This window comes from Xanthomonas sp. F1, from assembly GCF_014199855.1.
In genome coordinates this window covers 41,515-66,671 of sequence record NZ_JACHOK010000014.1, presented here as the reverse complement: position 1 = coordinate 66,671, position 25,157 = coordinate 41,515, and the positions used below count along the sequence as shown (strand labels likewise).

Sequence of the window (25,157 nt, the reverse complement as noted above, 5' to 3'; positions counted from 1 at the left end):
ACCCTCGCGAGATCGATCCATGCTTTGCTCCGCTCCACGCCGCCTGCTGTCCCTCGCCGTGCTGTCCGCGCTCTCCACCGCCTCGGTACCGTTGCTCGCCGCCGAGGCCTCGGCCGCGGCCGACGCGCAGCCGACCACGCTGGACAAGGTCGAGGTCAGCGGCAGCCCCAGCCGCGCGCAGCCGTCCACCACCACGCGCCTGCCGCTGACGCTGCAGGAGACGCCGCAGTCGGTGAGCGTGCTGGGCCAGCAGCGGCTGGAAGAGGAATCGCTGTTCAGCATCAACGACGTCATGCGCAACGTCACCGGCGTCAACGTATCCTTCTACGACACCCAGCGCCCGCTGTACTTCGCGCGCGGCTTCCAGATCACCGACTTCCAGGTCGACGGCCTGCCCACCTACAGCGGCTCCACCAACCAGGAATACGACATGGTCTTCTACGACCGCGTCGAGGTGATCCGCGGCGCCAACGGCCTGCTCAGCGGCGCCGGCATTCCCTCGGCCACGGTCAACCTGCTGCGCAAGCGCCCCGGCAAGACCTTCGATGCGTCGTTCGCGGCCTCGCTGGGCACGTGGGACTTCCGCCGCACGCAGGCCGACGTCACCGCGCCGCTGACCGCCGACGGCCGCTTCCGCAGCCGCTTCGTCGCCGCCTGGCAGGACCGCGGCTACTACTACGACCACTACACCGAGCAGAAGATGTCCGGCATGGCCGTGCTGGAAGGCGACCTCACCGACAGCACCACGGTCACCGTCGGCTACCAGCGCCAGGACAACGATCCGGTCGGCTCGACCTGGGGCACCGTGCCGTACTTCTTCGCCGACGGCAGCTTCGCCGACCTGCCCACGTCCACCAACCTGGCGCCGAAGTGGGCGCGCTGGCAGCGCAATACCCGCACCACCTTCGCCAACCTGGAACAGCGCTTCGGCGAGCACTGGCTGCTGAAGGTCAACCTGGCGCGCACCGAGGGCGAGGTCGAAAACCTGCGCGTCTACGGCAGCGGCTATCCCAAGCGCGACGGCAGCGGCATCTACCTGCGCGCCGCCGCCGGGCAGGCCACCGATACCCGCGACGGCCTGGACGTGTACCTGTCCGGCAGCTTCCCGCTGTTCGGCCGCGACCACGATCTGGTTCTCGGCGGCAGCTGGCAGGACCTGCAGTCGAACACGCCGACCATGGCGCTGCGCTATCCGGGCGACTGGACCACCTGCGGCCGCGAGCGCTGCTACTACATCCCCAACGTCTACGACTGGCAAGGCGAGGTGGGGCAGATCAGCGCCACCCGCACCGGCGCGCGGCGCGAGGCGCGCACCACCCAGCGCGGCGTGTACGCCTCCACCCGGCTGCGCCTGGCCGAGCCGCTGTCGCTGATCGCCGGCGCGCGCCTGAGTTCCTGGCAGACCCGCACCCAGGCCTTCGCGGCCGACGGCCGCTACACCGGCACCAGCGGCCGCTACCGGGTCAGCGACGAGGTCACGCCCTACGTCGGCCTGGTCTACGCCATCACCCCGGCCATCTCCACCTACGCCAGCTACACCGAGATCTTCAATCCGCAGAACTACAAGGACAAGGACAACAACCTGCTGGCGCCGGTGCAGGGGTCCAACCTGGAAGCGGGCGTCAAGGCACAGCTGCAGGGCGGCCGCGCGCTGCTCAGCGCCGCGGTGTTCGAGGCCAAGCAGGACAACTACGCAGTGCGCGACATGACCCAGCCGGAAGCCTCGCTGCCCGACGGCAGCTCGGCCTACATCGGCGTCGACGGCACCAAGAGCCGCGGCTGGGAAGTGGAATACAACGGCGAACTGCGCCCGGGTTGGACGCTCAACGCCGGCTACACCCGCGCCAAGGTCACCCGCGCGCCCACCGACGCGATCTACGCCAACCTGCCGGAGGACTATCTGCAGCTGTCCACCCAGGTGCGCCTGCCAGGCGCCTGGCAGCGCCTGAGCCTGGGCGGCGGCGTGAGCTGGCAGAGCGCGGTACGCGGCTACAACATCCAGCGCCCGGTTGGCGACGGCAGCGCCGCCACGCGCCCGGTCACCGTGGTGCAGGATCCCTACGCGCTGGTGCACTTCAACGCCAACTACCAGCTCAGCACGCAGTGGACCGCGACGCTGGCGGTGACCAATGCGCTCAACAAGAAGTACTGGGCCAACCTGGACTACCAGAACTACGGCGAGCCGCGCTTCGTGAGTTTCACTCTGCGCTGGCGGTACTGAGTGGCGATGGAGTGCCGGTGGGACTGCGTCGAGTAGTAACTGGCGCTAGCAGTCGGACTCTCACCCCCGGCCCCTCTCCGGGGGGAGAGGGGAGCGGTAGGCGCAGCCGTTGCGCTGTTGGTTCTGAGCTTAGGTGCAGTGCGTGCGGGACTACTTGCGCCGGGAACGATGCTGGTGGTCGGACCCTCACCCCCGGCCCCTCTCCCGGGAGAGGGGAGCAAGCCTTAGTCCTTCTTGCAGGGATCGTCGCGGCGCAGCAGGCGGCCCAGCCGCGATTGCGGCTCGCACGGCGGCGGCGCCGGTTGCGCGGCCTTTGCCGCCGCGGCTGCGGCGGCCGCGTGCTGCTGCTGCAGTTGCGCCAGCTTGGCCTTGATCTGCGGCATCGCCGCCAGCGCGGCCTTCTCGCCTTCCAGGATCGCGGCGTTGCGCTGGGCGAAATCGGCGGCGCCGATGTCGTTGACCTTGGGCCGGATCACGATGTCGGCGCGGCCCAGTTCCTGCTGGCCCAGGCGCTGGCCCATGATCGCGATCGACTGGTTGACGGTACCGAGCATGCTGCCCGGGTTCTTGCCACTGGCCTTGCTGGAGATGTCCACGGCGATGACGAAATCGGCGCCGAGCTGGCGTGCGGCGTCCACCGGTACCGGGCTGACCACGCCGCCGTCCACGTAGTGGAACTTGCCAATGGTCACCGGCTCGAACACGCCGGGAATGCTGCTGGACGCGCGCACCGCCTGGCCGGCGTTGCCGCGCACGAACACGGTGCGCTCGCCGTCCTCCAGCCGCGTGGCGACCGCCGCGAACGGCTTGGCCAGCTTCTCGATCGGCTTGCCCTTGAGCTGGGCGTTGACGTAGTCCTGCAGCGCCTGGCCCTGCACCAGGCCGCCGGAGAACAGGCGCATGTCGCGGATGCTGCTCTCGTCCAGCGCCACCGCCGCCTGCTGCATCTGGAACGCGTCCATGCCGCTGGCGTACAGCGCGCCGACCACGCTGCCGGCGCTGGTGCCGGACACCACCGTCGGCTCCAGGCCGTTGGCCTGCAGCATCTTGATCACGCCGATGTGGGCGAAGCCCTTGGCCGCGCCGCCGCCCAGGGCGATGCCGATGCGCAGCGGTTGGGCTGCCGGCGTGGGCACCGGTGCCGGTCCGCTCACCACCGGGGCCGGCGGTGCCGGCTTGGGTTCGCCACCGCAGGCGGCAAGCAGGCCGAACAGGGACAGGGACAGCAGCAGGCGCGGGGAACGGAGCACGGTCATGGATGCGTCGCGGAAGGAGGAAGAAGGGAGGAGCCGGCGCGAGGATAGCCGCATCCTCCTGCACCGCCCACGACTGGAGGTCATGCTGTGGGGGCCTGGGGGCTGCACCGGAGGTGTGGGGGCCTGTGCTCCTGATACTGCGAGGCGCTTCGCGTGCCGTACCCTCACCCCAACCCCTCTCCCGGGGGGAGAGGGGCTTAAAGTTTGCTGCCTTAGAAGTTGTTGTCGCCGTCCAGGATCCGGCCGAAGCCGCCCAGCACCGAGCCTTCGCCACGGTTCTGCCCGCCGCCCTGCGGTGCGGCGGCGAACATGCGCCCGGCCAGGCGCGAGAACGGCAGCGATTGCAGCCAGACCTTGCCGGGGCCGGTGAGGGTGGCCAGGAACATGCCTTCGCCGCCGAAGAACATGCTCTTGATGCCGCTGACCGGGCGCACGTCCATGTCCACCGAGGAATGGAAGGCGACCACGCAGCCGGTGTCCACGTCCAGCCGCTCGCCGGCGGCCAGTTCGCGCTCGACCACGCAGCCGCCGGCGTGCACGAACACCCAGCCGTCGCCCTCGAGCTTCTGCATGATGAAGCCTTCGCCGCCGAACAGGCCGGTCATGATCTTGCGCTGGAAGTGGATGCCCAGCGACACCCCGCGCGCGCCGGCCAGGAAGCTGTCCTTCTGGCAGATCAGGCGGCCGCCGTGCTGGTCCAGCTTCATCGCCAGCACCGTGCCGGGGTAGGGCGCGGCGAAGGCGACCTTGGCCTTGCCCTGGCCCTGATGGGTGAACACGGTGGTGAACAGGCTCTCGCCGGTGACCATGCGCTTGCCGGCCGACAGCAGTTTGCCCATCAGGCCGCTCTGGTTGCCGCCGGAGCCGTCGCCGAACACGGTGTCCATCTGCACCGCCGCGTCCTTGAACATCAGCGCGCCGGCCTCGGCCACCGCGCTCTCGCCCGGGTCCAGCTCGATCTCCACGAACTGCATCTCGTGGCCGACGATGCGGAAGTCGATCTCGTCGGCGCGGCCGCCGGCGGCCGGCGGCGGCGGCAGGCCCGGCGGCAGGAACGTCGCGCCGCCCTGCAGGGCCGCGATCTGCGCCACCGGCAGCCAGCCGTTCTGGCCCTGGCTCCAGGCCAGCGCCGTGGGGTTGTTGCGGGCGAAGGTGACTGCATCGGCATCGTCGAACGGGCCGGAGCGGGTCTGTTCGCTGCCGGTCAGGAAATACCACTGGGTCATGGGTGCAGGTCCTTGGCGGGTTGTGGCGGCGAGTCTAGCCTGCCGTCTGGGACCGTTCGCATCTGTCCAAAGACAGGGGGCTGTCCCTGGCAGGATGAATACCGAGCAGCTTCGACCATGGCCAGCCACGCTGCGCGGCGTGCACAGGCGTTACCCAGAACGCCGTTTCTTCTACAGCGCGTTGGCCGGCCGCACCTGCAGGACATCGGCCTCCGCGGCGCAGTCGTTGGCCGGCGCTTGCCCGGCGGCGCGCGCGGCAGCGATCTCGCGACGTGCCGCGGCCAGGTCGGCGCGGAAGCCCGGGTCGTCGTGCAGCCGCGCTACCGTGGCCGCGCCCATGAAGCGGCCGGCCAGCACGTCGCTCTGCCAGTGCACGTTGCACACCAGCCGGCTCTCGCCGTAGTTGCGGCCGCGCGCGATCAGCGCATCAGCGCGCTCGGGTGCGATCTCGCTCAGGGTCAGCGCCCAGGCCCAGCCGATGGCGCTGTGTCCCGAGGGATAGGAACCGCTCTGGCGCAGGTCGTCGAGATCGCCCGGGGTGCACACCGCCTGCTGGTTGCGCAGGAATGGCCGTGCGCGCTGGTACTGGCGCTTGGCCGCCTTGGTGGCCGTGCTGGCGTCGATGCGGCTGCGCTCCAGCAGGGTGTACAGGTGCGGGGTGTGGTGCGCGTCGATCGCCACGCCCAGCGCGCAGGCGAACTGGCCGGCGCCGGTCGGGAAGCTCAGATCGGCATCGCGCGCGGCCTGCTGCCAGCGCGCGCTGCCGCGCAGGGCCAGTGCCTCGCGATTGACCCCCAGGTCCAGCGCCTCGCCGGGCGAGCCGGCCGCCGGCGGCGCCGGCAGCAGTTGCAGACTGTTCGGGACCGCCGCGGCCGGCAGATAGCCCACCGCCTTGTCCGGCGCAGGCGAGGGCGCACGCAGCGCGGGGCCGCTGCAGGCGGCCAGGGCGAGCGCCAGCACCACGGCGACGGAGCGGACACGACGGGCGGGCGACACGGGCATGCGGACTCGGACAGCGACGGCGGACCGGCCAGTGTACGGCGCGTGGCGGGCGCCAGGGGCAGAAGCACCACGCGTCAGGCGTCCCATGCAGTGCAGGAGCGATTTCAATCGCGACCGGAGCGGCCGAGGCGTCGGGACTGAAGTCCCTCCCACAAGAGGCTGGCTGGGCCGATGGCGGATTGAGGCTGAAACCCTTGCGCATCACCGACGCGGCTCGACCGCTTGTCGTAGGAAGCACTCCAGGCCACCTCCAATAACCCGAAACATCGACCCTAAGCCATTCGCAAATAGCGGATCGGCTTCATGCACGATGTTCTGAATCGAGGTTTAGAGGCCCCTTCAGTCGCGACGGGCGTTCCACGAGGAGGCCAGGTCGGGGCTGAGGTCGCCCCCACAGGTTTTACTCCCGGCTTGGCCTCAGCCCCCGTCGCGCTCCTCGCGCGGCGGGAAGCGCAGCACCACCCCGCGCGGCGCCGGTGGCGGTTGCCACAGCACCGGCACCTGGGTCGGCGGCGGCGGTTCCAGTTCGTCGTCGGCGACAAGGGCGTCGTCCATGTCCTCCTCGTCCTCCCAGCTGTAGCGCTTGCGTGGCGGCAGCGGATCGCGATGGCGCAGCAGCAGCGCCGCGACCACCCCGCCCACCGCACCGCCCAGGTGCGACTGCCAGGACACCCCGTCCTCGTGCGGCAGCACCGTCACCAGCATGCCGCCGTAGAACAGGAAGGCGATCATGCTGGCGGCGATCGCAGCGCGGTCGCGGCGCAACAGCGCCAGCACGAACACCAGGAACAGCAGTCCGTGGGCGACGCCGCTGGCGCCCAGATGATGACTGCCGGGATCGCCCAACCACCAGGCGCCCAGGCCTGAGCCCAGCCACAGCAAGGGCAGCCCGGCCAGGGTGGCGCGCGGATACACGCTGCCGGCCAGGGTGCCCAGGATCAGCAGCGCACCGGCGTTGGCGCCCAGGTGCTCGGGCGAGCCGTGCAGCAGTGGCGCGGTCAGTACGCCGAGCAGGCCGGCGGCCGTGTGCGGCGCGACCGCCCAGGGCCGCCAGTCGAACAGGCCCTGGCTGGCGAACACCGCCACCAGCACCGCCACGAAGGCCAGGCTGGTATTGAACGCACGCAGGATCCGCGCGCGGTCGAAGCGGCCCTGCGCATCGGGCTCGGGCAAGGGCGTGGGAAGCGAAGAGGTGTCCATGCTCCCTGGATGGCGGCACCCGGCCTCCAAGGCAAGGCGCCGCCGATGGGAGGGACTGGCCGCGGCCGCGGGACAATCCGCGGCCGCGGTGCCCGCGCCGGGTCAGTGCGCCGGCTTGGCCGGGCGCAGCAGGCTCAGCACGATGGTCGCGCCGATCACCACCGCCACCGCCAGCAGCGACACCAGCACCGGGATCTTGTACAGGTCGATGATCAGCATCTTGGTGCCGATGAACACCAGCACGATCGCCAGGCCGTAGGGCAGCAGGTGGAAGCGGTCGGCCATGCCCGCCAGCAGGAAGAACATCGCGCGCAGGCCCAGCACCGCGAACACGTTGGAGGTCAGCACGATGAACGGGTCGGTGGTGATCGCGAAGATCGCCGGGATGCTGTCAACAGCGAAGATCACGTCGGTGATCGCGATCAGCATCAGCACCGCGAACAGCGGGGTGAACCAGCGCTTGCCTTCCTGGGTCACGCTCAGCGCGTTGCCGTGGTACTGCGGGGTCAGGCGCAGATGCTTGCGCATGAAGCGCAGCACCGGGTTGGCTTCCAGGTCAGGCTCCTTGCCCGCCGAGAACCACATCTTGATGCCGGTCAGCAGCAGGAACGCGCCGAACACGTACAGCAGCCAGTGGAACTTGGTCAGCAGCACCGAGCCGGCGAAGATCATCACCGCGCGCAGCACGATCGCGCCGAGCACGCCGATCACCAGCACGCGCTGGCGCTGCTCCTCCGGCACCGCGAAGTAGCTCATGATCATCAGGAACACGAAGATGTTGTCGACCGCCAGCGACTTCTCGACCAGGTAGCCGGTCAAAAACTCCAGGCCCAGGCGATTGCCGGTGGCCACATCGATGGTCTCGCGCAGGTACCACCACAGGCCGGCGTTGAACGCCAGCGCCAGCGCGATCCAGCCGATGCTCCACCACAGCGCTTCCTTGAAGGTGACCTTGTGCGGGCCGCCGTGGCGCATCAGCACCAGGTCCGCCAGCAGCGCCACGACCACCACGATCGCGAAACCGCCCCACAACCACACGTTGCCTATCGTTTCCATTGGGAATTTTCCGTCAGTGAACAGGGAACCTCGGGGCCGCGGCGGCGGAGGCGTTCCGGACGGAGACGACGGATGTCGTCCAGAGGGTGCCTTCGCCACTGCGGCGAAGGTCTCGCTCGCAGCCGATGGACCGGCTGCCGTTGCACCGGAGCCCGCGGGCTCGAATTGACGGCGACAACGTCGGGAGCTACTCCCCTTCTGCGCGCATTCTTGCCGCTGCCGGCGGTGCCGTCAATCGGGGCGGCTACAATGGCATTCATGAATAGTCCCCTGCCCGTAGTCCGCCTCAAGAACGCCTGGCGCTCCAGCCATCCTTGGATCTTCCAGAAACTGGTCGAAAAACCCGCCGCCAAGCCCAAGCCGGGCGCCCTGGTGGACGTGGTCGGGGTGGACGGCGACTGGATCGGCCGCGGCTTCTACAACGGCCACTCGCGCATCGCCGTGCGCATCCTCGAGACCAATCCCGACATCGCCGTCGACGAGTCCTGGTTCGCGCGCAAGATCGCCGAGGCGGTGTCGCTGCGCCGTGACGTGCTCAAGCTGGACGCGGTGTCCGACGCCTGGCGCGTGGTGCATGCCGAGGGCGACGGCCTGTCCGGCCTGGTGGTGGACCGCTACGGCGACCTGCTGGTGGTGGAGTTCTTCAGCGCCGGCATGTTCCGCCACCGCGAGTGGATCTATGCCGCGCTGCGCGCGCAGTTCCCCGGCGCGCGCTTCTACAGCTTCGCCGAGGAGCACGTGCAGAAGCAGGAGAGCTTCGACTACCGCCCGGTGTCCAGCAGCGGCGAGCGCCCCGAGCCGGCGATCATCAGCGAGTATGGCGTGCGCTTCCGTGCCGACCCGGCCGGCGCGCACAAGACCGGTTTCTTCGCCGACCAGCGCGAGAACCGGCAGTGGCTGAGCCAGCAGGTGGAGGGCAAGCGCGTGCTTGACCTGTGCTGCAACACCGGCGGCTTCGCGGTCTACGCCAAGGTCCGCGGCGCCACCGAGGTGGTCGGCGTGGACATCGACGAGGACGTGATCGAGATCGCCAAGGGCAACGCCCGCCTCAACGACGTGCGGCCCAAGTTCGTGCAGGCCGACATCTTCCCGTACCTGCGCGATGCCGCCGCCCGCGGCGACCAGTACGACGTGGTGATCCTGGACCCGGCGAAGATGACCCGCGACCGCGACCAGGTGATCCCGGCGCTGAAGAAGTACCTGGACATGAACAAGCTGGCGCTGGGCGTGGTCGCCCCGGGCGGGCTGTTCGCCACCTTTTCCTGCACCGGCCTGGTCGCCGAGCACGAGTTCCTGGACATGCTGCGCCGCGCCGCCTACTTCTCCGGCCGTACCATCCAGATCCTGAAGGTGGCCGGCGCCGGCGCCGACCACCCGTTCATGGCCCACGTGCAGGAATCGCGCTACCTCAAGGCGGTGTTCTGCCGCGTGCTGTACTGACCGGCCGCGCATGCGCAAGGCCGAGCGGCGAGTCCTGCGGGTCGCATCGGTCCGGGCGCGCGCGCCGCTGACGACCAGGCGCCGCGCATGAAGATCGTCATCGCCCCGGACGCGTTCAAGGAAAGCCTGTCCGCGGCGCAGGCGGCTGCGCAGATCGCCGGCGGATTCCGCAGCGTGTTCCCGGATGCGCAGTACGTGTTGCTGCCGTTCGCCGACGGCGGCGAGGGCACCGTGGATGCGCTGGTCGCCGGCGGTGGCGGGTGCCGGGTCGCCTGCACGGTGACCGGTCCGCTGGGCGCGCCGGTCGCGGCGCAGTTCGGCCTCAGCGAGGACGGCGGCACTGCGCTGATCGAGATGGCCGCGGCCAGTGGGCTGATGCTGGTGCCGCCGCCGCAGCGCGATCCACGCCTGACCGGCACCCGCGGCGTCGGCGAACTGATCCTGGCCGCCCTGGATGCCGGCGCACGCCGGCTGCTGATCGGTATCGGCGGCAGCGCCAGCAACGATGGCGGCGCCGGCATGGTGCAGGCGCTGGGCGTGCGCCTGCTGGACGCGCACGGCCGCGACCTGGCAGCCGGTGGCGCAGCGCTGAGCGCGCTGGCGCGCATCGAAATGGACGGGCTGGATCCGCGGCTGCGCGACTGCCTCATCGAGGTCGCCTGCGATGTCGACAATCCGCTGACCGGGCCGACCGGCGCCTCGGCGGTGTTCGGGCCGCAGAAGGGCGCCACATCGGCGATGGTCGCCCAGCTCGACGCCGGCTTGCAGCACTACGCCGAGGCGATCGAACGCACCCTGGGCGTGGCCGTGGCGCAGTTGCCCGGGGCCGGTGCCGGCGGCGGCATCGGCGCGGCCCTGGTCGCCTTCCTCGGCGCGCGCCTGCGGCCGGGCGTGGAGATCGTCGCGCAGGCGCTGGGGCTGGAGGCGCATCTGGTCGATGCCGACCTGCTGGTCACCGGCGAGGGCCGCCTGGATGGGCAGAGCGCGCAGGGCAAGGTCCCGGTCGGCCTGGCCCGCATCGCCCGGCGCCATGGCGTGCCGGTGCTGGCCATCGCCGGCGGCCTGGGCGAGGGCGCGGCGGACCTGCAGGCGCAGGGGATCGACGCGCTGTTCGGCGCGGTGCAGCGGGTCTCCACCCGCGAAGCCGCGCTGGCCGACGCCGCCGCCGCCCTGCGCCAGGCGGCGCGCAACGTGGCCGCAGCGATCGCGCTGGGCCAGCGCCTTGGCGGTTCCCGGGCGCAATAGCGGCCTCGCCGTCGGCTCGGCTTGGCGGCGCGCTGCAAGCCGCGGCGTTGGGAATCCCGTGTAGGAGGGACTTCAGTCCCGACCCGATGGCCGGTGGTTACCGCAGGGCCACGCGAGGCCGCTGACCCACGCGTCGCGGCTGAAGCCGCTCCCACAAGCGGGTATTCGCCAGCGGATGCGCCACGCGCAGCAAGTCTTGTGGGAGGGACTTCAGTCCCGACGCGATGACCGTGGTTGCCGCAAGCGGGGAGGGGAGACCGGTCCCGAAGCCAGGCCTGAGGTCGGCGCCAGCCCGCTGTGACCAATCCCGAATCCCCAATCCCAACTCCCCAGGCCAGCACCAAACTGGTGCGTCAGCCGCGCCCATTTGGCGTGCGCTGGCCCATTCAGGTAAACTGAAAACGTTTACAACACGGATGCTTTCGCCATGGAAACCCCCAATCTCCCGCAACGCGCGCCGCTCAGCCCCAAGTGGCAGTTCCGCTTCGACTTCTTCGATCGGTATGGCGCCCCATCCACGCCCGAGTACAAGGCCGCGTTCAAGGCGCTGCCGTTCATGGACCGGTTGAAGATCAACATGAACTTCTTCGCCCTGTTCTTCGGCTTCATCTACTTCTTCATCCTCGGCATGTGGCGCAAGGCGCTGGGGCTGATCGGCATCTCGCTGGCGGTGGGCATCATCGCGGCGTTCCTGCCTGACGCAGTTGGCCGCGGCCTGGGATTCGCCTACTCGGTGCTGGTCGGCATGGCCGCCAACTACGCCTATTACCTCGACCAGCGCAAGGGCAGCGTCAGCTGGAACCCGTTCGAAGGCGTGCGTTGGTGGTAATGGCCGGGCGCGGCGGCGTGCAGCTTCGGCGTGCCGCCGCCGCGTTCAGCGCTTGCGCTTCCAGAATTGCCAGGCCGGTACCGGCTTCGGCGTGACCGCCGCGGCGGCCGGCGCCGGCGCCAACTGGCCTTGCACGCGGGTCAGCCGTTGCTGGGCATCGAACGCCAGCACGATGCGGGTATTGCCGCGGGTCGCCACAGTCTGCGCGGCCTCGCGCTGCAGCGCATAGCCCTGATCCCCCAGCAGGCCCTCGCTCATGACGCGGTGGTCGAGCGTGAACTGCATCGGCAGTTCCCCGAGCAGGCGCAGCACGCGGGCGTTGTCGCAAGGCGCGAAGACCGCGGCTGGTACGTCATCGAGCAGGAAGAACAGCGCGCCGCCGTCGTACGGCGCGCGGTAGTAGCAGCGCCCGCGCAGGGCGCCGGCGAGCAGGGCGATGTGATGGCCGCCATCCTCGCCCAGCGCCGAGGATGGCGTAGCCAGCTCGGCGATGCCTTCGCGCTCGCCGTGCATGCGCAGCGCTTCCGCTTCGGTCAGGAGGGCCGGCGGCAGGTGGCTGGCGGTGTTGGCCCAGGCCCACAGCCAGCTGGCGCTGGCCTCGGCGGCAGTGCCCAGCAGCTGCAGCGGAAACGACAGATCCTCGCCGAAGCGCACCCGGCCTTCGCCCAGGTCCACGCGCCAGTCGCCCTCGTCCAGCACGTCGGCCAGCGCCTGCTGGCGGGCGTAGGCGCTGCCGATGTGCCGTGCCAGGGCGGCCTGGAATTCCGGACTCATCGCGGCGTCTGCGGCGCGCGCTGCAGCAGGCTGTTGCGGCGGCCGTACAGCAGGTAGGCGACCACACCCAGCGCGTTCCACAGCCCGAACCAGATCTGCGTGGTATGCGGCAGGCTCCAGAACAGGTACAGGCAGCCGCCGATCGCCAGCGGCCCGACCACCCACGCCAGCGGCGTGCGGAAGGTGCGGGCGCGGCCGGGTTCGCGGCGGCGCAGGACCAGCATGCACGCGGCCACCGCGATGAAGGCGGCCAAGGTGCCGGCATTGGCCAGCGCCGCGATCTCGTCCAGCCGCGCCACGCCGGCCAGCGCCGCCACCAGCACCGCGGTGAACAGGGTAGTCGCTACCGGCGTGCCGGTGCGCGCGTTGACCTTGGACAGCCCGCGCGGCAGCAGCCCGTCGCGCGACATCACGAAGAAGATCCGGCTCTGTCCGTACAGGAACGCCAGCAGCACGGTCGGCAGCGCGATCACCGCGACCACACCGATCGCCGCCGCCGCCTTGCCGTGGCCAAGCTCGCGCAGGATCAGCGCCAGCGGCTCGGCACTGGCGCCGAACACGTCGTAGCGCATCGCGCCGACCGCGGCCAGCGCGACCAGGATGTAGATCAGGGTGCAGCCAATCATCGAACCGACGATGCCGATCGCCAGGTCGCGCTTGGGGTTCTTGGTTTCCTCGGCGGCGGTGGAGATCGCATCGAAGCCGTAGAAGGCGAAGAAGATGATCGCCGCCGCGGCCATTACCCCGTGCGCGACGCCGTCGGCGCCGACCGTCTTGGGGAAGCCGTAGGGCATGAACGGGTGCAGGTTGGCGCTCTGGAACGCCGGCAGCGCCACCGCCACGAAGATGCCCAGGGCGATCAGCTTCAGCACCACCAGCACCGCGTTGAGCGTGGCGCTCTCCTTGGTGCCGGCCATCAGCAGGCCGGCCACGGCGAAGGTGATCATCACCGCCGGCAGGTTGACGATGCCGCCGGCGTGCGGCCCGGCGGTCAGCGCCGCCGGCAGGTTCAGGTCCATGCCGCTCTGCGCGCTGGCCCAGTGCAGGAAGCCGACGAAGTAGCCCGACCAGCCCACCGCCACCGTGCTGACCACCAGCGAGTACTCCAGGATCAGGCTCCAGCCCACCACCCAGGCGATGGCCTCGCCGAGCGCGACGTAGCTGTAGGTGTAGGCGCTGCCGGCGGCCGGCATCATCGTCGCCATCTCCGCGTAGGCCAGCGCGGCGCAGGCGCAGATCGCCCCGGCCACTGCGAACGACACCAGCACCGCCGGCCCGGCCAGTTGCGCGCCGACCCCGATCAGGGTGTAGATGCCGGTGCCGACGATCGCGCCGATGCCCAGCGCCACCAGATGCGGCCAGCTCAGCGACGGCACCAGCCGGCGGCCGGCCTCGTGGACGGTGACCAGGTCGAGCGACTTGCGCCGGAACAGGAACGACATGCGGGCCTCGGGTGCGGGAGTGACAAGCCCGGCAGTGTCGCCGAACGCAGTGCAGCAAAGCTATGCCTGCGGCGTGGCACGGCGCTTGTGCGGGTCGATGCGAAGTGCGCGTCGGGCTTTCTCGCGCTGCGATCGCGCTGTCGTAGGATCGGCTTCAGCCGCGACGGGCTTTCCCGATGACGCGCGTCGCGGCTGCAGCCTAGGGAATGTCGTTGCGTCAGGACGTGTTCCGCCGCACGCGGCAAGCGTGGGTTCTCGCAACCGACTACCGCCCCAGCCGCTCCGCCAGCCGCACCAGTTCGGCCAGCGAGCCGACCTCCAGCTTGCGCATCGCATTGCCGCGGCGCACCTTCACCGTGATCTCGCTGAGCTGCAGCCGCGCCGCCACCTGCTTGTTCAACAGGCCCTGCACCACCAGTTCCACCACCTCGCGTTCGCCGGCGCTCAGCCGCGCCCAGCGTGCCTGCAGTTCGGCCTGCGCTGCATCGGCGGCACGCCGCGCGCGGTCGCGGGCGATGCCCTGGCCGATCGCATCGAGCAGGTCCTGGTCGCGGAACGGCTTGGTCAGGAACTCGATGGCGCCGTTCTTCATGGCCTCCACGCTCATCGGGATGTCGCCGTGACCTGTGATGAAGATGGTCGGCAGCGCCAGTCCGGCCTCGTGCATATTGCGGTGGAAGTCCATGCCGCTCTGCCCGGGCATGCGGATGTCCAGCACCAGGCAGCTCGGCGCGTCGGCGCGCGGATGCGCCAGGAACTCGCGGGTCGAGGCGAAGGCGTGCACCTGCAGGTCCACCGAGGCGAACAGGTCCTCCAGCGCGGCGCGGATCGAGGCGTCGTCGTCGATCAGGTACACCACCGGGCGTGCGGTCGCGTCGGCGTTCATGGGTGGGCTCCGCTGGCGATGGGCAGGCACACGCAGAACACCGCGCCGCGCGGCCGGCCGGGTTCGGCCCAGATGCGCCCGCCGCCGGCCTCGACGATGCTGCGGCTGATGCTCAGGCCGATGCCGATGCCGCCCTGCTTGGTGGTCCAGAACGCATCGAACAGGTGCGCCTGCGCCTGCGCGGAGAGGCCTTCGCCGCTGTCGGCCACGCTCAGCCGCACCGAACGCGCGTCCTCGCGCTCGGTGACGATGCGCAGCGTGCGCTGCGCCGGCGCCGTGGCGGCCATCGCCTCGATCGCGTTGAGCAACAGATTGCCGATCACCTGCTGGATCTGCACCGGATCGGCCGACACCGGCGGCAGCAGCGCCGACAGCTCGGTGTGCACGCTGACCGCGCTGCGCTTCAGTTCGCCCTGCGACAGCGCCAGCACCTCGTTCACTGCGGCGTTGAGATCGAAGGCGCGCTGCTGCGGCGCCTCGCCGCGCGTCAGGCTGCGCACCCGTGCGATCACCTCGCCGGCACGCTCGGCGTCGGCGAGGATGCGCGCCAGCGCCGCGCGCGCCTTGTCCAGGTTCGGCGGCTGCTGGTCGAGCCAGCGCTGGCAGGCGTTGCCGCTGGTGACGATGGCCGCCAGCGGCTGGTTGACCTCGTGCGCGATCGAGGCGGTCAGGCTGCCCAGGCTGCGCACCCGCGCCAGCCGCAGCAACTGCGCCTGCGCCGCGTGGGCGGCGGCCTTGGCACGCTCCATGCGCACCGCGATGGACGCGGTCACCGCCACCACCACGATGCTGATGGCCGAGTTGATCACGCCGACCCGGTAGGCGCCGGAATGCGTCAAATGGAAACTGAGCACGACCAGCACCACGCAGATCCCGGCGAGCAGGCCCAGCCCGGGCGGGGCCAGCAAGCGCACTGCGCCGAGGATCGCCACGGTGTAGAACAGCGCCGCCGCCACCGCGTAATCGGTGACCGTGTCGGCGACGAAGATGGCGCCCAGCACCAGGCCCAGCAGGGCCAAGCCGAGCAGACGGCGGTGCGGCGGCAGCGGCTTGAACCAGGCGATCATCGGCGGCGGAGGGTGAGGGAGGATGCGAGGCTGGACATGGCCGGCTCAGCCTTCGACGCCGGCGTTCCAGAACGCCTGTTGTACACCCGGTTCGCTCTCCAGGCGCTGCACCACCGCATCCAGTTCCTCGGCGCGCACCGCGGTGGCGTACAGGGTGGCGGCGATCTCCACGTCCTTCTGCCCGAACGGATGCTGCTCGACTTCGCGCGCCGGGTAATGCGCCTCCTCCAGCAGTTCGATCAGCCGCTCGCGCACGTCGCCATGCACCTCGCGCGCGCAGATCGCATAGAACATGTAGGTGGCTTCCAGCGAAGATTCCTTCAGCGGATGCCGGTTGATGCGGTTCACCATCGGCCGCAGCAGCGTGTTGCTGAGCAGCACGAACATGGCCGCCAGCACCGCCTCGGCGACCAGCCCGGCACCGGCGCAGGCGCCGACCGCCCCCGAGCCCCACAGCGTGGCCGCGGTGTTGAGCCCGGTGACGTTGGCGCCTTCCTTCATGATCGCGCCGGCGCCGAGGAAGCCGATGCCGGAGACCACGTAGGCCACCACCTGCACCGCGCCTTGGGTGCCGCCGTGGATTTCGAACAGGCGATCGCCGAGCGAGACGAAGATCGCCGCGCCGACCGCGACCAGGGTGTTGGTGCGCAGCCCGGCGGTGCGCTGGCGCACCTGGCGCTCGAAGCCGATGATCGCGCCGAGCACGAAGGCGGCGGTGAGGCTCACCAGGGTGTCGAGCAGCGAGCCGAGATTGAACAGGCGCAGGGCTTCCATCAGGGCGCGTTCCGGTAGGCGAGGGGAGCGATCATGGCGGCTTCGGGAATGGGGAATGAGCGGATGCGGGGTGCGCATGATGCCGGGGCAAGATGGCAGCCCGCATCGCGGCGGCAGGCGCGCGGTTCAGCGCACCCCGGGCCACCACGCCAGCGCGGCGTGCAACCAGTGCGCAGCCGGGGCGCTCGCCCCGGCCTCGTGCAGGCGCCGCTGCGCCGCATGCGGCAGGCGCGCACGGACCCGGATGCGGTCGGCGACCGGCAGCTGCGACAGCGCATCGGCCATCACCCGCGGCGACTGTGCGGACAGCGCCAGGGCGAAGGCACGCGGGCCGTGGGCGGCGAGCAGATGCCGCAGCGCCTCGGTGCGGCGCATGGCGACCGCGGCGCGCAGCGCGCGCTGCAGGCCGCGCTGCAGACGGAAACGGCGGGAAAACAGCGAGAACGCGAACATGACGACCTCCTTGCGGCGCGTGGCCGGCAAGGACGTCGCGGCCTGCGGGCGGCGAGCGTCTTCCGGCTCAGCGCCAGGCAGCGACCAGGCGGGGGGATTGGCAGGGGAATGCGGCGCTGACGCCGCGTCGATGCGGATCGGGGTCCATGCTCGCCTCCGGTGTCAGGGGAACGGATCGCGCGGTGCGCGACGGCCTGGCGCGGCCTGATGCCGCGGCGCCGCCCACTGGACAAGCCAGGAGCGGATGCCGCAAAGCTTGGCATGGGGCACATAGGCACACCAGCCTGCATGAGGCCATGGCGGCGATACCAAGGTATATCCCGGCCCGTCCACCTACCGGCGCTTGGCGCAGCGACTGAGACGCGGCCGGCTACACTGGCCGCATGCAAAACGATGCCCATTTCCTGATCCTCGCCGGCCTGTTGTGCGCCGTCATCGTCCTGTTGCTGGCCGTGCTGCTGCGGCGAGGCAACCATGCCGCCCTGGAGTCGGCCCTGCGCGAAGAGCAGCGCAGCGGCCGCGGCGAACTGCGCGAGCAGCTCGACAGCCTGGCCCGCCAGCAGGATGCGCGCAGCGAAGGTTTCGCCCGCAACCTGGCGGATCTTTCCACCCGCACCGACCAGCGCCTGGACCTGCTGCGCGAGGCGCTGACCGAGGACGCGCGGCGCGGTCGGGTCGAGGCCGGCGCCGCGCAGCAGCGCATGGCCGAGTTGCTGAGCCAGCGCCTGGTCGAGATCCGCGGCCAGCTCGACGCCTTCGGCCAGCAGCAGGATGCGCGCATGGCCCAGTTCGGCCAGCAACAGGCCGAGCTGATCGCGCGCATCGACACGCAACTGGGCGCGCTGCGCGAGGCCCTGCTCGAGGACACGCGCAAGGGCCGCCAGGAGGGCGCGGACGCGCAGCAGCGCTTCGCCGACACGCTCGGCCTGCGTCTGAGCGAACTGCTCCAGCGCAACGAGCAGCGTCTGGGCGAGATGCGCGGCACCCTGGAGGAGCGGCTGAAGGAACTGCAGGCCGACAACGCGGCCAAGCTCGAGCAGATGCGCGGCACCGTCGACGAGAAGCTGCAGACCACCCTCAACACGCGCCTGGACGCCTCGTTCAAGCTGGTCTCCGAACGGCTCGAGCAGGTCCAGCGCGGCCTGGGCGAGATGCAGCAGCTGGCCACCGGCGTCGGCGACCTCAAGCGCGTGCTGAGCAACGTCAAGAACCGTGGCGGCTGGGGCGAGGTGCAGCTGGAGAACATCCTCGAGCAGACCCTGACCCAGGAGCAGTACGCGCGCGGCGTGCGGGTGCGCCCGGAGCGCAACGAGATGGTCGACTTCGCGGTGCGCCTGCCCGGCCGTGGCCACGAGGACACGCCGGTGTGGCTGCCGATCGACGCCAAGTTCCCGCGCGAGGACTACGAGCGCCTGCTCGACGCGCAGGAGCAGGGCGATCCGGAGCTGGTACAGGCGACGGGTGCACAGCTGGAGCGTGCGATCCGGGTACAGGCCAAGTCGATCGGCGACAAGTACATCGCCCCGCCGCACACCACCGATTTCGCGGTGATGTTCCTGCCCACCGAAGGCTTGTACGCCGAGACCCTGCGCCGCCCCGGTCTGGCCGACCTGCTGCAGCGCGAACACCGCATCGTCGTCGCCGGCCCGACCACGATCACCGCGTTGCTCAACAGCCTGCAGATGGGCTTCCGCACCCTGGCCATCGAGAAGCGCTCCAGCGAGGTGTGGGGCGTGCTGGCCGCGGTCAAGAGCGAGTTCGGCAAGTTCGCCGGCATCCTGGAAAAGGCCGAGAAGCAGATCAGCACCGTCGGCAAGAGCCTGGGCGAGGCAAGCCGCAAGACCCGCACCATCGAACGCCGCCTGCGCGGCGTCGAGACCCTGGCCGACGCGCAGGCCGCGCCGCTGCTGGAACTGTCGCTGCCGTTGGATGATGCCGAGGCGGAAGAGGCGGCAGACGACGACCGGGAGTGAGGGCGGCGCGGTACGCGGTGGCGCGTCGGGATGGCGGGGCATGGCGATTGCGTGGGCACAGGATGGCGTGCGACCGATAGGCGCCATGTTGGATGTAGCGCAGCGACCTTGATGGGCCAGCGCGGCCGCTGCGTGCAGGCGATAGCGCAGCGGACGGGCGGCCTGGTCTCACCTGCAGTGTCGATCCGATCCCGCCACCGCGTATTCGCTGCCGTCTCAGCAGCTTGCCTGCGGGCCGATACAGACGCTTCTGATAACAAGGAGAGGCACCCGCATAGCGGCGCTTCTTGTCGCCCTTTGGGATAGCCGCGAGGAGGCTTTTCCAGCAGGGCTGTTGCGGCTGAATCCGCTCCTACGGGACCGCATGATCCGCTGCAAAGCAGGGTGTTAATGCGCCCAGAAAAGTGAGCTGTCGGTGCGCTGCGTCACTCGCTCACGCCACTCCGCACGCCGCGCCGGGAGCGACTATGCTGGCGCTCCCTTTCGATCGAGGTAGTGCCCCATGTCCGAACCGCTGACCGCCATCCCGCTGACCCGCATCGACGGCCAGCCGACCACCCTCGCCGCGTTCGACGGCAAGGTGCTGCTGATCGTCAACGTCGCTTCCAAGTGCGGTCTCACCGCGCAGTACGCCGGCCTGGAAGCGCTGTACCGCGAGAAGCAGGCGGCCGGGCTGGAAGTGCTCGGTTTCCCGGCCAACGACTTCAAGGGCCAGGAGCCGGGCAGCGAGGCGGAGATCCAGCAGTTCTGCCAGCTCACCTACGACGTGACCTTCCCGATGTTCGCCAAGATCGCCGTCACCGGCGAGGACACGCATCCGCTGTACCGCGCGCTGATCGCCGCGCAGCCGCAGACCGAGGGCGAGGGCCCGATGCGCGAGAAGCTGGCCGGCTACGGCATCGAGCCGAATCCGGCGCCGGGTGTGCTGTGGAACTTCGAGAAGTTTCTGGTCGGCCGCGACGGCCAGGTGCTGGGTCGCTTCGCCCCGGACGTCACCGCCGAGGATGCGCGCCTGCGTGCGGCGATCGACGCGGCGTTGGGGTAACGGCGCGCTGCGCTCGAGGTATCTGGCGGTGCTTGGACAAGCTGAAGCTGCTGTTGTGCCTTCTAGATAGCTGGTGACCGAGCGGGAGAGGTCATCGATGTTCTTGTTGTCTGGCGTCGCTTGTCGCGGCTGAAGCCGCTCCTACGTAAGGCGTGCAGCATCGAAGCCGATGTCGCTGCCGTTGCCGCTGCCTTGGCTGTTGCTTGGCTTCGGCTTTGGCTGTTGCCCTGGCTTTTGATTTACCGGGTTCCCTTCCGAAGCGGCGGCCAGCACGGGGAAAAACCCGAAGGGCGGCGTACATGGATGTGCGCCGTCCGCGGCAGGGGCAGGATGCCCCTTCCGCGGATCCCCGTGATGGACGCGGACCCGGAGCGCGCAGCGCGGAGGGCGCGAGGCAGGGTTCGACGGCACTTGTCCGCTACGCGGCCAAGCCCGGGGCAGGCGCCTCACGGCGCCAGCCCGTTCGCCGGGGCGAAGCAGTGCTTCGCCTTTATCCGGCTCACCCATGTGCCGGCGAAAAACGACGCGCATCCTGCGCGTCGCCCTTCGGGTATTCGCCCGCCGTGGCTGCCGCGCCGAGAGGACCCCGATAAATCAACAGCAACAGCAGGAGCAACAGCAAAGCCGGCTGCAGCCTGTAGTCCGCCGCGACACTCGCTCACCCACTTAAAACCGCGCGCGCATTCCCACATCGCGCGGCACCCACAGATGACACCAGCAAAAGCTTCAGACACAAAAAACCCGGCCTCAGCCGGGTTCTTCGCAGGTGCGTAGTCCGCCAGACTCAGCGACCGCCGCGCCACTCCGGGACCGGCATCGCGTCCACCGGCACCGTCGGGTTGGTTTCTTCCTCGCGCAGATAGGCCGGCAGGTCGTCGTCCTGGCGCTTGTGCCCGCGCATGTCGCTCTCGATCTGATAGTTGCGGCGCTGCAGCCAGGCATCGCGGGTCAACTGGTACTCGTCCGGCGCCTGGTCGCGCAAGCTGTCCAGCGACAGCAACTGCGCGCGCGTGTCGACCAGTTGCAGGCCCTGCAGGCCGATGCGTACCCGGTCTTCCTCGATCTGCTGCAGCGGCGACAGCGGCGCGTCGCCGACCAGGCCGAACGTATCGCGCACCGTCCGTGGTCCGAACAGCGGCAGTTCCAGATAGCGCGAGCGGCGCCAGCCCCACACGCCCAGGGTCTGGCCGAAGTCCTCGCTGCGCCGCGGCAGGTTGGCGTCGGTGGCCGGGTCGAAGATGCCGCCGATGCCCAGCGTGCTGTTGATCAGGAACCGGCTCAGGGTCTGCCCCGCCTGCAGCGGACGGCCCTGCAGCAACTGGTTGACCATGGTCAGCGGCGAACTGAGGTTGTCGAAGAAGTTGGTCACGCCCAGCCGTACCGGCCGCGGCACCACGTTGACGTAGGCACGCGCCAGCGGTCGCGCCACGGCGCGGTCGACCACGTTGTTGAAGGCATGCACCTTGCGGTTGTACTTCTCCCACGGGTCGTAGCTCTGCGGTGCCTGCACGCCCTCCGGCAGGGTCGGATCGGCGACCGGGTTGTACGGATCGCCGCCGTACAGCGCGGCGTAGTCGTCCTCGGCCGAGGTCGGCGCGCCGTTGGCGCCGGCCGTGCCCGTGGCGCTCGCCGGAGGCGGTGCCGCAGCCGCGCTGGCCGGCGCCGGCGAGGCGCTGGCATCCATGCCGGTTGCGGCGTCCGCCGTCGGCATGGCGTTCGCATCGGTGGTGGCGGCGCTGTCGCTGGCCGCCGGTGCGGTCTGTGCCGTCGGCGGCGGAGGCGGTGGCGGCGTGCGCTTGGGCGCGCCGGCGCAGGCGCCGAGCGCGGCCACCAGGGTCAGGGAGGTGAGGATACGCAGCACGTTCATGTGTCAGCTCGCCGCAGGGGGAGAGTGGAAGTCCAGGGTCGAGGCCAGCCGGTAGGCGGCACTCAGGTCGGTCAGGCCAGCCGGGGCGCCATGGATGGCGACCTCGGCCTGGCCCTGGGCGCGCAGGCGTGCGGCGAGTTCGGCGAGCAGCGCCAGACCGGCGCTGTCCACCCGCGACACCGCCTGCAGGTCCAGCGCGCGTGCGCCCGGCAGCGCGCGCAGCGCTGCCGGCCACAGCGCGGTGGCCGCGGCACGGTCGAGCACGCCGCTCAACGCGAGCGTGTCGCCGTCGCGGCGCACCTGCGGCGCATCACTTGCCACTGTTGCTCGCCGGTGCCGCCTGCAGCGTGCCGTTGCGCAGATCGGCCGCCACCTCGGCGATCGACTTGTTGCGCAGCGGAGTGTCGAACTGGTTGCGGAAGGTCTGCACGTAGGACACGCCCTCGACCATCACGTCGAAGATCTTCCAGCCCGCACCGGTATTGCGCAGCAGGTAGTCCACCGGCACCGGGTCGCCGCCGCTGCGCAGCAGTTCGGTGGAAACCTTGACGCCGCGACCGCCCGGCAGCGGGGTTTCCGACTTCACCCGCACCTGCGGCTTGCCTTCGAAGGTCAGCAGCGAGGTGCCGTAGCGCTGCATCAGGTTGTCGGCCATCGCGTCGCCGAACAGCTTGACGTCGGCGTCGGAAGCGCCGCGGCCGTGCACGCCCAGCACCAGGCGGGCGGCGTAGTCGCGGTCGAAGGTCTTGTTCATCTCGCTGTCGATGAACTGGCGCAGCGCGGTGGGGTTGTTCTTGAACTCGCTGCGGCGCTGTTCCAGCGTGGTCAGGATGCGCGTGCTGTTCTCCAGCACCACCTTGCTGGCCGAACCGGCCTGGGCGGCGGCGGCCGGCGCGGCGGCCTGGGCCAGCGCGGCGGAAGGCGCGGCCATGGCCAGCGCGGCGGCGAGAGCGGCGGAAAGCAGTTTGATCGTCATGGCTTGGGTTCCGTTGCGGGCGTGGTGGGGTCGGCCGAGGGTGCGGCAGCGGGCGTTGCGTTCTTGTCGCCGCCGGCGCTGCCGCCGCCGAACATGTACTTGCCGACCAGCTGGATCAGGTCCACCGCCGGCTGGGTGAAGGCGATTTCCTGGCCCGGCTTGAGCGTATCCGGGTCGCCGCCGGGCTGCAGGCCGACGTAGCTCTCGCCCAGCAGGCCGCTGGTCAGGATCGCCGCCGAGGTATCGGCCGGCAGGTCCTTGTACTTGTCGTCGATGGACAAGGTGACCACCGAGTCGAACTTGGTCGGGTCCAGGTCGATCTTGGCGACCTGGCCGATGATGACGCCGCCGATCTTCACCGGCGCCTGCGCACGCAACTGGCCGATCTGCGAGAAGCGTGCGACCAGGTCGTAGCGGTGGCCGCCGAAGCCCCACTGGCGGTTGGTGGACGCCAGCGCCAGTACCAGCAGCGAGGCCAGGCCCAGCAGCAGGAAGGCGCCGACGGCGAACTCGAGACGGGGACCACGGAGAGCCATAACGTGTCTACCTTGTTGATTCAGCGTGGCCGCGGCGCCAGTGCCGCGACCGGGATGTTGCCGCGGGGCCTGCCGTCGCCGGCCGGTCCCGCGTTGGCGCCGCTCAGCGGAACAGCAGCGCCGACATGACGAAATTGAACATCAACACCAGCAGCGAGGCATTGACCACGGCGCGGGTGGTGGCCACCGAGGTGCCCTCGATGGTCGGCTCGGCATGGAAGCCGACATAGGCCGCGACCAGCGCCGCGGTGCCGCCGAATACCGCCGACTTCAGCATCGCCACGCCGAAGTCGTCCCAGAAATCCACGCTGCTCGACAGCGCCGACCAGAACGTGCCGCGGTCCAGGCCAAGCGCGCCCACCGTCTCGAAGTAGCTGGCGCTGATCGCCAGCGAGCAGAAGATGCCGGTCAGCAGCGGCACGGTCAGCACCGCCGCCCAGAAGCGCGGCGCCACCGCCTTGGCCACCGGGTCGATCGCCATCAGCTCCAGCGCCTTGATCTGGTCGGTGGCGCGCATCAGGCCCAGTTCCGCGGCGATGGAACTGCCGGCGCGGCCGATGAACAGCAATGCGGTCAGCACCGGCGCCAGTTCGCGGTACAGCGACAGGCCGAGCAGGGTCGACAGCGCATCGGAGGCGCCGTAGGTCTGCAGCGTGCGGTAGCCCTGCAGGGTCAGCACCAGGCCGACGAAGGCGCCGCCCACGGCGATGATCGGCAGCGAGCGCGCGCCGACCTTGTAGATCTCGCGGATCAGCTCGGCCAGCAGGTCGCGGGTCGGCAGCGAGCCGCGCAGCACGGTCAGGAAGAACAGCCCGGCGCGGCCCAGGGAACGGATCGGGGCGACGATGGCCATCAGGCGGCGCTCCGCGCGCGCTGCGGCGCATCGAACGGGATCGGGCCATCGGGCCGGCCGTGCAGGAACTGCTGCAGCAGCGGATCGGTGCTGGCCTGCAGGTCCTGCGGGGTACCGGCGAAGACCACGCCGCCGTTGGCGATGGCCACGGCCTGGTCGCAGATCGGCAGGGTCTCGTGGACGTGGTGGCTGACGATGATGCTGGTCAGGCCCAGGGTGTGGTTGAGGCGCTGGATCAGGCTCATGATCACGCCGGAGGCGATCGGGTCCAGCCCGGTCAGGGGTTCGTCGTAGATCATCAGCGGCGGGTCCAGGGCCAGCGCCCGCGCCAGCGCCACGCGCCGCGCCATGCCGCCGGACAACTCGCGCGGCCAGGCATCGGCGGCGGCCAGCAGGCCCACCGCGTGCAGCTTCAGCGCCACCAGCCGCTGCAGCACCGGCTCGGGCAGACGGGTATGGGCGCGCAGCGGCAGTGCCACGTTCTCGGCCACGCTCAGATCGGTGAGCAGGCCATTGCCCTGCAGCAGCACGCCGATGCTCTTGCGCGTCTCGCGCAACGCACGGCTGCCGCGCGGCAGCGGCTTGCCGAACACCTGCAGCGTGCCCGCCGCCGGCACCAGTTCGCCGGTCAGCGCCGCCAACAGCGTGGACTTACCGCTGCCGGAGGGGCCCAGCACGGCGGTGATGCTGCCGCGCGGCACGCTCAGCGACACGTCACGCAGGATCGCCCGCCCGCCGCGGTCGATGCGCACGCCCGACAACTGCACCAGATTGGATTCGGAAGACGCCATTGCGGCCTTTAACGAAAATACAACATAGGATCGATCCGTTCGGCTGAACTTAACCGAACTGGCCCGTGCAGTATTGTGGCACTGCTCACGCCCCTGTGCGCGCCGGCGTCGCCCTGTTCGTGCAACAGCGTGTGCGGCCCTTGGCGCCGGCGTCAGGCAAGCGGCTTCGTCGGGAAGAAGCACCGACGTCCAAGCCCCTCTCTCGCCGGGAGAGGGGTTGGGTGAGGGTGCGGCGCGAAGCGACT

At 70.2% G+C, this 25,157-nt stretch carries 23 protein-coding genes; 6 read left to right on the top strand and 17 right to left on the bottom strand.

Annotation, left to right across the window (positions count from 1 at the left end):
- Window positions 1-19 precede the first annotated feature (19 nt).
- The gene (locus tag GGR71_RS20150; RefSeq protein ID WP_160962051.1) at window positions 20-2,221 is read left to right on the top strand and encodes a TonB-dependent siderophore receptor; all 2,202 of its coding nucleotides are present in this window, start codon (window positions 20-22) and stop codon (window positions 2,219-2,221) included.
- A 224-nt stretch (window positions 2,222-2,445) separates the two neighbouring features.
- Here the strand turns inward: GGR71_RS20150 and GGR71_RS20145 are convergent, their stop codons facing one another.
- From GGR71_RS20145 to GGR71_RS20125, 5 genes are all read right to left on the bottom strand, one after another.
- Entirely contained in the window at window positions 2,446-3,477 is a 1,032-nt protein-coding gene (locus GGR71_RS20145; protein ID WP_160962049.1) for a patatin-like phospholipase family protein, read from the bottom strand.
- Window positions 3,478-3,689: 212 nt separating this feature from the next.
- On the bottom strand, window positions 3,690-4,703 hold the full coding sequence (locus tag GGR71_RS20140) for a TIGR00266 family protein (RefSeq protein WP_160962047.1): 1,014 nt from the start codon (window positions 4,701-4,703) through the stop codon (window positions 3,690-3,692).
- Window positions 4,704-4,874: 171 nt separating this feature from the next.
- On the bottom strand, window positions 4,875-5,705 hold the full coding sequence (locus tag GGR71_RS20135; RefSeq protein WP_160962045.1) for an acid phosphatase: 831 nt from the start codon (window positions 5,703-5,705) through the stop codon (window positions 4,875-4,877).
- A gap of 417 nt (window positions 5,706-6,122) precedes the next feature.
- Window positions 6,123-6,905 carry a rhomboid family intramembrane serine protease gene (locus GGR71_RS20130; protein ID WP_160962043.1) on the bottom strand — a complete coding sequence of 261 codons (783 nt, stop codon included), beginning with the start codon at window positions 6,903-6,905 and terminating at the stop codon, window positions 6,123-6,125.
- A gap of 102 nt (window positions 6,906-7,007) precedes the next feature.
- Complete coding sequence (locus GGR71_RS20125) at window positions 7,008-7,961, bottom strand: TerC family protein (protein WP_048491925.1); 954 nt, start codon at window positions 7,959-7,961, stop codon at window positions 7,008-7,010.
- Window positions 7,962-8,219: 258 nt separating this feature from the next.
- Between GGR71_RS20125 and GGR71_RS20120 the strand changes: the two genes are divergently transcribed.
- The 3 genes from GGR71_RS20120 to GGR71_RS20110 all read left to right on the top strand — a co-directional run bounded on the left by GGR71_RS20120 (window position 8,220) and on the right by GGR71_RS20110 (window position 11,475).
- Window positions 8,220-9,401, top strand: a complete 1,182-nt coding sequence (locus GGR71_RS20120) for a class I SAM-dependent rRNA methyltransferase (protein WP_160962041.1) — start codon at window positions 8,220-8,222, stop codon at window positions 9,399-9,401.
- An 87-nt stretch (window positions 9,402-9,488) separates the two neighbouring features.
- Window positions 9,489-10,646, top strand: a complete 1,158-nt coding sequence (locus tag GGR71_RS20115; RefSeq protein ID WP_160962039.1) for a glycerate kinase — start codon at window positions 9,489-9,491, stop codon at window positions 10,644-10,646.
- Between the two features lie 427 nt (window positions 10,647-11,073).
- Window positions 11,074-11,475, top strand: coding sequence for a DUF2628 domain-containing protein (locus GGR71_RS20110; protein WP_160962037.1), 402 nt, complete (start codon window positions 11,074-11,076; stop codon window positions 11,473-11,475).
- Between the two features lie 45 nt (window positions 11,476-11,520).
- Here the strand turns inward: GGR71_RS20110 and GGR71_RS20105 are convergent, their stop codons facing one another.
- The 6 genes from GGR71_RS20105 to GGR71_RS20080 form a co-directional block, all read right to left on the bottom strand.
- A complete protein-coding gene (locus GGR71_RS20105) occupies window positions 11,521-12,249 on the bottom strand; it encodes a DUF6882 domain-containing protein (protein ID WP_160962035.1) in 729 nt (242 codons plus the stop codon).
- Window positions 12,246-13,691 (bottom strand): amino acid permease, encoded by a 1,446-nt coding sequence (locus GGR71_RS20100; protein WP_184452265.1) that lies wholly within the window; start codon window positions 13,689-13,691, stop codon window positions 12,246-12,248. Before GGR71_RS20100 ends, GGR71_RS20105 begins: the two co-directional genes overlap by 4 nt.
- 265 nt (window positions 13,692-13,956) lie before the next feature.
- Entirely contained in the window at window positions 13,957-14,577 is a 621-nt protein-coding gene (locus GGR71_RS20095; RefSeq protein WP_160962031.1) for a response regulator transcription factor, read from the bottom strand.
- Window positions 14,574-15,644 (bottom strand): sensor histidine kinase, encoded by a 1,071-nt coding sequence (locus GGR71_RS20090; protein ID WP_160962029.1) that lies wholly within the window; start codon window positions 15,642-15,644, stop codon window positions 14,574-14,576. Before GGR71_RS20090 ends, GGR71_RS20095 begins: the two co-directional genes overlap by 4 nt.
- Before the next feature lie 45 nt (window positions 15,645-15,689).
- Complete coding sequence (locus GGR71_RS20085) at window positions 15,690-16,418, bottom strand: MgtC/SapB family protein (RefSeq protein WP_048491932.1); 729 nt, start codon at window positions 16,416-16,418, stop codon at window positions 15,690-15,692.
- 126 nt (window positions 16,419-16,544) lie between these two features.
- Window positions 16,545-16,871, bottom strand: coding sequence for a hypothetical protein (locus GGR71_RS20080; protein ID WP_160962027.1), 327 nt, complete (start codon window positions 16,869-16,871; stop codon window positions 16,545-16,547).
- Window positions 16,872-17,254: 383 nt separating this feature from the next.
- Here GGR71_RS20080 and rmuC point away from each other — a divergent pair, with 383 nt between their 5' ends.
- Together rmuC and GGR71_RS20070 are read left to right on the top strand one after the other, a co-directional pair.
- Window positions 17,255-18,844, top strand: coding sequence for a DNA recombination protein RmuC (rmuC, locus tag GGR71_RS20075; RefSeq protein WP_160962025.1), 1,590 nt, complete (start codon window positions 17,255-17,257; stop codon window positions 18,842-18,844).
- Window positions 18,845-19,346: 502 nt separating this feature from the next.
- Entirely contained in the window at window positions 19,347-19,889 is a 543-nt protein-coding gene (locus tag GGR71_RS20070; protein ID WP_160962023.1) for a glutathione peroxidase, read from the top strand.
- A 784-nt stretch (window positions 19,890-20,673) separates the two neighbouring features.
- On the opposite strand, the gene GGR71_RS20065 is transcribed toward GGR71_RS20070, so the two are convergent.
- From GGR71_RS20065 to GGR71_RS20040, 6 genes are all read right to left on the bottom strand, one after another.
- A complete protein-coding gene (locus GGR71_RS20065; protein ID WP_160962021.1) occupies window positions 20,674-21,756 on the bottom strand; it encodes an MlaA family lipoprotein in 1,083 nt (360 codons plus the stop codon).
- 3 nt (window positions 21,757-21,759) lie between these two features.
- Window positions 21,760-22,077: an STAS domain-containing protein gene (locus tag GGR71_RS20060; protein WP_160962019.1), complete on the bottom strand. Its 318-nt coding sequence runs from the start codon at window positions 22,075-22,077 to the stop codon at window positions 21,760-21,762.
- Complete coding sequence (locus GGR71_RS20055) at window positions 22,067-22,732, bottom strand: MlaC/ttg2D family ABC transporter substrate-binding protein (RefSeq protein WP_160962017.1); 666 nt, start codon at window positions 22,730-22,732, stop codon at window positions 22,067-22,069. The genes GGR71_RS20060 and GGR71_RS20055 overlap by 11 nt, the downstream gene beginning before the upstream one ends.
- The gene (gene mlaD / locus GGR71_RS20050) at window positions 22,729-23,268 is read right to left on the bottom strand and encodes an outer membrane lipid asymmetry maintenance protein MlaD (RefSeq protein ID WP_017909944.1); all 540 of its coding nucleotides are present in this window, start codon (window positions 23,266-23,268) and stop codon (window positions 22,729-22,731) included. The genes GGR71_RS20055 and mlaD overlap by 4 nt, the downstream gene beginning before the upstream one ends.
- Before the next feature lie 103 nt (window positions 23,269-23,371).
- Window positions 23,372-24,121, bottom strand: coding sequence for an MlaE family lipid ABC transporter permease subunit (locus GGR71_RS20045; protein ID WP_160962015.1), 750 nt, complete (start codon window positions 24,119-24,121; stop codon window positions 23,372-23,374).
- Entirely contained in the window at window positions 24,121-24,912 is a 792-nt protein-coding gene (locus tag GGR71_RS20040; protein WP_160962012.1) for an ABC transporter ATP-binding protein, read from the bottom strand. Before GGR71_RS20040 ends, GGR71_RS20045 begins: the two co-directional genes overlap by 1 nt.
- Window positions 24,913-25,157 lie beyond the last annotated feature (245 nt).